This window comes from Candidatus Thermoplasmatota archaeon, from assembly GCA_034660695.1.
Lineage (GTDB): Archaea > Thermoplasmatota > E2 > UBA202 > DSCA01 > JAYEJS01.
On sequence record JAYEJS010000119.1, the window covers coordinates 1 to 5,120 of the forward strand.

The window sequence follows — 5,120 nt, forward strand, 5'->3', positions numbered from 1 at the left end:
TTGTAGATCTTCTCGAAAAATTTAAAGCAAAGGTCTATGTGATGAAGGTTATTTTGACCAAGGAAGACTGTCGAAGGCTTGGTTTAGAGCCTGAGTAGAAAGCATTCATACTTTTTACACATAGTCGCGATGACCACCATTTTTATATATAATGTGGTATTACAAACTCGATGATAAGACCGCCTGCCATAATGACATATTGCCCATCATGCCAAAAGCATACGTTGCATGAGATTGAGAAGGTTAAGAAAAAGAAGGCATCTGAATTGAAACAGGGGCAGAGACGATTTCGCCGTGTTACCGCAGGCTATGGAGGCTATCCGAGACCAAAACCAGAAGAAAGAGAAAAACCCACGAAAAGAGTGCTTTTGCGGTACAGATGCAAGGAATGCGGAAAAGCCCATCAAAAGAGATGCATAAGGGCAAAGAAATTTGAATTTAAGAGGTGAGCACATGGGAAATTTCGTCAGGGTTAAATGCAAGGATTGTAACAACGAACAAATTATTTTCAAAAAGGTGAGTACCGTCGTGATTTGCCAAGTGTGCGGAAGCGTGCTGGCAGAACCAACCGGTGGGATAGCAAATATAAAAGGAGAAATATCGGAGGAGTTGAAATAAAAAATGCCTGCAAAGAAAATTCCCGATAAAGGAGAACTGGTTGTCTGTACGGTTTTAAAGGCAAAGGGTTTTGGGGCATTTGTAAAGCTTGAAGAATACCCAGACACCGAAGGCTTCATTCACATAAAAGAAGTTGCATCTGGATGGGTAAAGCACATACGGAATTATGTAAAGGAAGGGCAGAAAATTGTATGCAAGGTGATGGAAGTTGACCCAACAAAAGGTTATATCGATTTATCGCTGAAAAGAGTGAATGAACATCAGCGAAGAGAAAAAACACAGCAATGGAAAAATGAGCACAAGGCAGAAAAACTTTTTCAGATGGTTGCTGACAGGATCGGAAAGAATGTGGAAGAATGCTACGAGAAATTTGGCAATGATCTCATAAAAAAATACGGCTCCCTATATGAGGCGTTTGACGAAGTAGCATATGACAATGAGGTGTTGAAAAAAGATGGTTTTAGCGGAGATTGGATATCTGCTTTTGAGGATGTTGCAAAGGAAAACATCATCATCCCATTTGTCGATATAAGCGGGTATGTGGAATTATTTTCTCCCGGCAAAGACGGTGTAAAGCACATAAGAAATGCCCTTAAAAAAATAGAAAAAAATTATGATAATGTTAGCGTAACGGTAAAATACGCATCTGCCCCCAGATATAGGGTGAGTGTAACAGCACCGGATTATAAGACGGCGGAGAAGGAACTGAAGGAATGTGCTGAAAGAGGGATAGAATATATAAAAAAGCATGGCGGCATGGGAACCTTTAAAAGGAAAATAAAATGAAGTATTGTACATCTTGCAAACGATATACTCTGGAGAATGATTGTCCGTTGTGCGGAAAAAAAACCACCCAGGTGGGACCTGCACGGTTTTCCCCGCAAGACACCTATGGAGAATACAGAAGGAAATTAAAAAAAGAGGAAAAATATGGCAAGAAAAAAATTGAAAATAGATGAATCAACTGTAATATATTCAGAAAAACCTGAATTGCACAATCCCATATTGATAGAAGGTTTGCCCGGCGTGGGAAATGTCGGAAAACTCGCAGCAGAACACCTCATAAGCGAGATAAAGGCAAAGAAATTTGCAGAGATATATTCAACAGATTTTCCTCCGCAGGTGTTTGTCAATCATGATGGTATCGTACAACTTGTAAAAAACGAATTGTATTATTGGAAAGGGGACATTGACCTCATCATACTGACGGGTGACTACCAGGGCCTATCGACCAGAGGGCAATACATACTCGTCCAGTCAATACTGGACATGGTCGAAAAATACGGGACAACGATGATATATACTCTGGGGGGGTACGGGGTCGGAGTGGATGTCGAAAAACCCCGCGTGACAGGCGCAGCTACCCACAAAAGTTTGATAAAAAAATTCAAAAAATATGGCATAGTTTTTAAGGATGAAGGAGGGGGTGGAATCGTCGGCGCCTCCGGTCTGCTTCTTGGAATCGGTAAGATGAGAGGGATGAAAGGAGTATGCCTTATGGGGGAGACATCCGGATATATGGTGGATCCAAACAGTGCAAGAGAGATTCTAAAGATTCTTACGAAGATCCTTGGCATTAAAATAAGCTTTTCAAAGCTGGAAGATAAAGCCGAAGAAATAAGCAGAATAGCAAAGCATATCAGGAATCTGGAGAAAACCGCAAGGGAAAAAGATACATCATCTGATAACCTCAGCTACATAGGATAAGATGGTACTGGCTTCAGCTGTTTTTTATTAAAACAAAAGATTGTTTCCGTTGATGATGAGCGAGGTACCTATGAATAGATGGCTGTCCGGAGATAGCTTGTGGGGCACCCTTATATGCAAACCGACAAAACCGACGGTGAACCCCCTCTGGCGCCCAAACATCCAGCCCATATTACTCATCGTATTTTTGCTGTCCCATATATAATTGGAACCAAATTTTGTTATTGTAACTCCGAGGTTATATTTGAAAAAGATCGGCCTGAACATCATTCTAATGAAGCTTCTATCTGATTTAAGCGGAATGTATATTTCCCCCCGCCCGTAGCTCACAACATAGTTGAAAATTCCCCAACCCCATTCCTTTTTATCAAATATAAAATTGATGAAGCCGTCCTTTTCCGAAAATATGCCGTAATCCTTCAGGACTTCAATTACCTGCCCCATTGTCTCAGATATATTGACAGACTCTTCATCTCTGCTCAGTATTTTCACAATTTTAGCCTCCATCTCTTTTATTTTTTCAGAAGGTAAACTTTTTTTCTCGAAATTTGTGCCCATAATGTTTGATATGCTGCATTCAACTGTTCCCTTGTCATCTCCTCCCGAAGCCAGTACAGGAATGCATGCCGTCATGATGAGTAATGCAACAATACCAGCAGACATTATTATATTGCTTGCTCCTTTCCTTTTCATTTTTTCACCCCGCGGTATTATAATGGTGTAGCCTTATTAAAATTTTTGTTAGCCGCCTGTCTCTACGCTTCTAATCTCTTTTGCAGGAGCTCCACCGTACATTTTGCCCTTCTTCACCAAACTTTTTTATTGCCCTGCTCTTTATTAACACGTGGAAGAAAAAAAAGGGTTGTATTGCCCAAAATGCGGCTCCCCGAATGTGGAATGGCTTTTGCCACAGATATGGAGCAAGTGGGTATGCAAGGATTGCGGCTACATTGGCGTTTTGATTTTAGAGGATGGAAAGATTGCTGCAGAATTGGGAAAGGAATGGAAAAAAACACCATAATTTTTTAAGCACGATTTCATTTCATTCTGATGAATGATATCGAACTGGTAACAAGAAATGCGGAAGAAGTTATAACTGTTGAAGAACTGAAGGAAGTTTTAGAAAAAAAAGAAAAGAGGGCATACATCGGTTTCGAGCCGTCCGGGTTGGTCCATATAGGATGGAAGATATGCTCGGATAAAATAAAAGATTTGATACAAGCCGGATTTGATGTAGTCATCCTTCTTGCAGACTGGCATGCATGGGTGAACGACAAATTCAATGGCAACATGGAAGCAATCAGGGATTGCGGCGAATACATGAAAGATTGCTTTTCAGCCCTTGGAGTAACGGGCGTAAAATACCTATATGCCAGCGATTACATCAACGATTCGCATTACTGGAAACTTGTCCTAAAAGTTGCAAAAAACGCGTCTCTTGCGCGGATACGGAGGGCAATGGACATCATGGGGCGGGAGGCGGAGGACGCCGAAAAGGACTTGTCAAAATTTCTCTATCCGGCGATGCAGGTCGCTGATATCTTTTACCTGAACCTGGACCTTGCATATGGGGGCATGGATCAAAGGCATGCCCACATGCTCTGCAGAGATATCGCAAAGAAAGTAAACGGAAAAAAGCCCGTCGCCCTGCACACGCCGATACTTTCCAGCCTTGAGTCTGGAGAAAGAATGGATGTTGCCAAAATGTCAAAGAGTAAGCCAAAAAGTTGTATTTTCATTCACGATAACAAAGAGGATGCAATGAATAAAATTAAAAAGGCCTATTGCCCTGAAGGAGTCATCAAGGAAAACCCAATTTTAGAAATATGCAGATATGTCATATTTCCCGAATATGAAAAAGTTAGGATAGAAAGAGATGAAAAATATGGTGGGAATCTGGAATTCAATAATTATCCTTCGCTGGAAAAAATGTTTGAAAGAGGGCAGGTACATCCGCTTGATCTGAAAAATGCTGTCGCGGCATACCTGAATGAGATACTTGAGCCGGTGAGAGAATATTTCAAATCCAAACCCAGTAATTTAGAAAAAGTAAAGAGACATCTGTTGGACTAAACATATCCATCGAATGCTCTTTCTGCATTGAGAATTTTCAAAAATTTTTCGTCTATTTTCTTGCGGTTCTTCAATTTAGAGTCTATCGATCGGGGCATAGAATGCATTTCTCCTTTCAACTCCAATTTCAGCCAATCGTTTTTCCCGGTTTCCATTTCCTCGATCAGGGATTCTAATGGAATACCTTCTTCTACCACCCTAGAGAGTTTTTTGTAGTTATATCTGACTATCCCAAAATTCCCTATGTGCTCATTCAGCAGGCCTTCATCGACTTTCCTTGCTATCTTATCGCCCACACCGATAACTTCATAAGGATTTTTTTGCCATTCCTTTATCTCGTAAACCCCGAATTTCGGATGTAAGATTATGTATTCCATGGCGTTCACACTAGCATCGTATCTGTAGGTGCCTTTCCACCCTTTCGGGTCTTTCTTTCCATTTTGTATTATTTCCTTCAGTACTTCCTCTCTCGATCTCACATATAAAAATAGACATGACAGTAAAAAATGTTTCCTTTTTTGGTAGCGATAAATTGAATAACGGCGAGCAAAGAACAAACCTCTTTGGGAAATTATTGACGGTTGAGACTACCTGAAACGGAAGTTCCAAGGATTTTTCTGTTAACTTTTTGAATTCTATATCTAGTAATTGGCAATAAAAAACAGAGTCCACATATCCAAATGTGGTCACTAAAAATTTAGAAATACCGCAAGTTTTATTAG

The 5,120-nt window shown here is 40.5% G+C and carries 9 protein-coding genes; 7 read left to right on the forward strand and 2 right to left on the reverse strand.

The features are described 5' to 3' along the window. Positions 1–170 precede the first annotated feature (170 nt). Genes U9O96_06165 through U9O96_06185 form a run of 5 tightly spaced genes read left to right on the forward strand, consistent with a single transcriptional unit; the run spans position 171 to position 2,325 of the window. Positions 171–449, forward strand: a complete 279-nt coding sequence (locus tag U9O96_06165; protein MEA2054678.1) for a 50S ribosomal protein L44e — start codon at positions 171–173, stop codon at positions 447–449. Between the two features lie 4 nt (positions 450–453). After that, positions 454–618 (forward strand): 30S ribosomal protein S27e, encoded by a 165-nt coding sequence (locus U9O96_06170; GenBank protein MEA2054679.1) that lies wholly within the window; start codon positions 454–456, stop codon positions 616–618. Positions 619–621: 3 nt separating this feature from the next. Next, positions 622–1,404 (forward strand): translation initiation factor IF-2 subunit alpha, encoded by a 783-nt coding sequence (locus U9O96_06175; GenBank protein ID MEA2054680.1) that lies wholly within the window; start codon positions 622–624, stop codon positions 1,402–1,404. Then, complete coding sequence (locus tag U9O96_06180; GenBank protein ID MEA2054681.1) at positions 1,401–1,577, forward strand: RNA-protein complex protein Nop10; 177 nt, start codon at positions 1,401–1,403, stop codon at positions 1,575–1,577. Before U9O96_06175 ends, U9O96_06180 begins: the two co-directional genes overlap by 4 nt. Continuing rightward, complete coding sequence (locus U9O96_06185; protein MEA2054682.1) at positions 1,549–2,325, forward strand: proteasome assembly chaperone family protein; 777 nt, start codon at positions 1,549–1,551, stop codon at positions 2,323–2,325. The genes U9O96_06180 and U9O96_06185 overlap by 29 nt, the downstream gene beginning before the upstream one ends. A gap of 27 nt (positions 2,326–2,352) precedes the next feature. Here U9O96_06185 and U9O96_06190 read toward each other — a convergent pair whose 3' ends face one another. After that, on the reverse strand, positions 2,353–3,018 hold the full coding sequence (locus U9O96_06190; GenBank protein MEA2054683.1) for a hypothetical protein: 666 nt from the start codon (positions 3,016–3,018) through the stop codon (positions 2,353–2,355). A 151-nt stretch (positions 3,019–3,169) separates the two neighbouring features. Here U9O96_06190 and U9O96_06195 point away from each other — a divergent pair, with 151 nt between their 5' ends. Together U9O96_06195 and U9O96_06200 are read left to right on the forward strand one after the other, a co-directional pair. Beyond that, positions 3,170–3,346, forward strand: coding sequence for a hypothetical protein (locus tag U9O96_06195; protein MEA2054684.1), 177 nt, complete (start codon positions 3,170–3,172; stop codon positions 3,344–3,346). A gap of 29 nt (positions 3,347–3,375) precedes the next feature. Further along, positions 3,376–4,398, forward strand: a complete 1,023-nt coding sequence (locus U9O96_06200; protein MEA2054685.1) for a tyrosine--tRNA ligase — start codon at positions 3,376–3,378, stop codon at positions 4,396–4,398. On the opposite strand, the gene U9O96_06205 is transcribed toward U9O96_06200, so the two are convergent. Next, entirely contained in the window at positions 4,395–4,877 is a 483-nt protein-coding gene (locus U9O96_06205) for a hypothetical protein (GenBank protein ID MEA2054686.1), read from the reverse strand. The two genes, U9O96_06200 and U9O96_06205, sit on opposite strands and share 4 nt — an antisense overlap. Between the last annotated feature and the right edge of the window lie 243 nt (positions 4,878–5,120).